This is a genomic window from Pseudoalteromonas luteoviolacea S2607 (assembly GCF_001625575.1).
GTDB classification, from domain to species: Bacteria; Pseudomonadota; Gammaproteobacteria; order Enterobacterales; family Alteromonadaceae; genus Pseudoalteromonas; species Pseudoalteromonas luteoviolacea_E.
In genome coordinates, this window is the sequence record NZ_AUXV01000012.1 from 1 (window position 1) to 3,036 (window position 3,036).

Genomic DNA, 3,036 nt, shown 5'->3' on the forward strand with positions numbered 1-3,036 from the left:
AATTAAATTCTTATCGTCTACTTTCTATTCTTAACTTCTAACAAGTAAAACCACTTTGGCGTTGTATGGTTAAGCCTCACGGGTAATTAGTACGAGTTAGCTCAATGCCTCACAGCACTTCCACATCTCGCCTATCAACGTTGTAGTCTTCAACGGCCCTTCAGTTAACTTAAAGTCAAAGTGAGAACTCATCTCGAGGCTCGCTTCCCGCTTAGATGCTTTCAGCGGTTATCGATTCCGAACGTAGCTACCGGGCAATGCTATTGGCATAACAACCCGAACACCAGCGGTTCGTCCACTCCGGTCCTCTCGTACTAGGAGCAGCCCCTCTCAATTCTCAAACGCCCACGGCAGATAGGGACCGAACTGTCTCACGACGTTCTAAACCCAGCTCGCGTACCACTTTAAATGGCGAACAGCCATACCCTTGGGACCGACTTCAGCCCCAGGATGTGATGAGCCGACATCGAGGTGCCAAACACCGCCGTCGATATGAACTCTTGGGCGGTATCAGCCTGTTATCCCCGGAGTACCTTTTATCCGTTGAGCGATGGCCCTTCCATTCAGAACCACCGGATCACTATGACCTACTTTCGTACCTGCTCGACGTGTCTGTCTCGCAGTTAAGCTGGCTTCTACCATTACACTAACCGTACGATGTCCGACCGTACTTAGCCAACCTTCGTGCTCCTCCGTTACTCTTTGGGAGGAGACCGCCCCAGTCAAACTACCCACCAGGCACTGTCCTCAACCCCGATTAGGGGCCTAAGTTAGAACATCAACACTACAAGGGTGGTATTTCAAGGTCGGCTCCACACAATCTAGCGACTGTGCTTCAAAGCCTCCCACCTATCCTACACATGTAGGGTCAATGTTCAGTGCCAAGCTGTAGTAAAGGTTCACGGGGTCTTTCCGTCTAGCCGCGGGTACACAGCATCTTCACTGCGATTTCAATTTCACTGAGTCTCGGGTGGAGACAGCGTGGCCATGGTTACACCATTCGTGCAGGTCGGAACTTACCCGACAAGGAATTTCGCTACCTTAGGACCGTTATAGTTACGGCCGCCGTTTACCGGGGCTTCGATCAAGAGCTTCGCCTAAGCTAACCCCATCAATTAACCTTCCGGCACCGGGCAGGTGTCACACCGTATACGTCATCTTACGATTTTGCACAGTGCTGTGTTTTTAATAAACAGTCCCAGCCACCTGGTCACTGCGGCTCTCGTCTGCTTATGGAGCAAGTCCTTCACAAACAAGAGCGTACCTTCTCCCGAAGTTACGGTACAATTTTGCCTAGTTCCTTCACCCGAGTTCTCTCAAGCGCCTTAGTATTCTCTACCTGACCACCTGTGTCGGTTTAGGGTACGATTCGATATAAACTGAAGCTTAGAGGCTTTTCCTGGAAGTAGGGCATCAACAACTTCACTACCGTAGTAGCTCGTCTCGACTCTCAGCCTTAGCGACCCGGATTTTCCTAAGTCACCAGCCTACAGCCTTTCACATGGACAACCAACGCCATGCTTGCCTAGCCTGCTCCGTCCCCCCATCGCATTTATACCAAGTACGGGAATATTAACCCGTTTCCCATCGACTACGCTCTTCAGCCTCGCCTTAGGGGTCGACTCACCCTACCCTGATTAACATGGGATAGGAACCCTTGGTCTTCCGGCGTGCGGGTTTTTCACCCGCATTATCGTTACTCATGTCAGCATTCGCACTTCTGATATGTCCAGCATGCCTCCCGGCACACCTTCAGCCACTTACAGAACGCTCCCCTACCCCGCGAACAAAGTTCGCAGCCGTAGCTTCGGTGGTATGTTTAGCCCCGTTACATCTTCCGCGCAGGCCGACTCGACTAGTGAGCTATTACGCTTTCTTTAAAGGATGGCTGCTTCTAAGCCAACCTCCTAGCTGTTTTAGCCTTCCCACATCGTTTCCCACTTAACATACACTTTGGGACCTTAGCTGACGGTCTGGGTTGTTTCCCTCTCCACGATGGACGTTAGCACCCACCGTGTGTCTCCCGGATAGTACTTTACGGTATTCGGAGTTTGCAAAGGGTTGGTAAGTCGGGATGACCCCCTAGCCTTAACAGTGCTCTACCCCCGTAAGTATTCGTCCGAGGCTCTACCTAAATAGATTTCGGGGAGAACCAGCTATCTCCCGGTTTGATTAGCCTTTCACTCCTAGCCACAGGTCATCCCCTAACTTTTCAACGTTAGTGGGTTCGGTCCTCCAGTCAGTGTTACCTGACCTTCAACCTGCCCATGGCTAGATCACCGGGTTTCGGGTCTATACCCTGCAACTTAAGCGCCCAGTTAAGACTCGCTTTCGCTACGGCTCCCCTAAATGGTTAACCTCGCTACAGAATATAAGTCGCTGACCCATTATACAAAAGGTACGCAGTCACCCTCGAGGGGCTCCTACTGCTTGTACGTACACGGTTTCAGGTTCTATTTCACTCCCCTCACAGGGGTTCTTTTCGCCTTTCCCTCACGGTACTGGTTCACTATCGGTCAGTTGGGAGTATTTAGCCTTGGAGGATGGTCCCCCCATATTCAGTCAAAGTTTCACGTGCTCCGACCTACTCGATTTCACTTCAGATAAATTTTCGTGTACGGGACTGTCACCCTGTGTCGTCCAACTTTCCAGAAGGTTCCACTAATTACACTGAAGCTTAAGGGCTAATCCGATTTCGCTCGCCGCTACTTTCGGAATCTCGGTTGATTTCTTTTCCTCGGGGTACTTAGATGTTTCAGTTCTCCCGGTTTGCCTCTTACAGCTATGTATTCACTGTAAGATACCGCTGTGCGGTGGGTTTCCCCATTCGGAAATCTAAGTCTCAAGTGCCTCTTACTGGCTTGACTTAGCTTATCGCAAGTTAGTACGTCCTTCATCGCCTCCAACTGCCAAGGCATCCACCGTGTACGCTTAGTCACTTAACCATACAACCCAAAATAGTTTTAAGTTGTACTGCTAAAGACAGTTTTAACTTCGCCAGAAGTTAAGTAATACTAAAGTAGACGCTAATTAATC

1 rRNA gene is annotated in these 3,036 nt (G+C 50.1%); it reads right to left on the reverse strand.

Annotated features, from left to right (window positions below):
• Positions 1-65: 65 nt before the first annotated feature.
• Positions 66-2,945 (reverse strand): 23S ribosomal RNA (locus N480_RS08835).
• Positions 2,946-3,036: the final 91 nt, after the last annotated feature.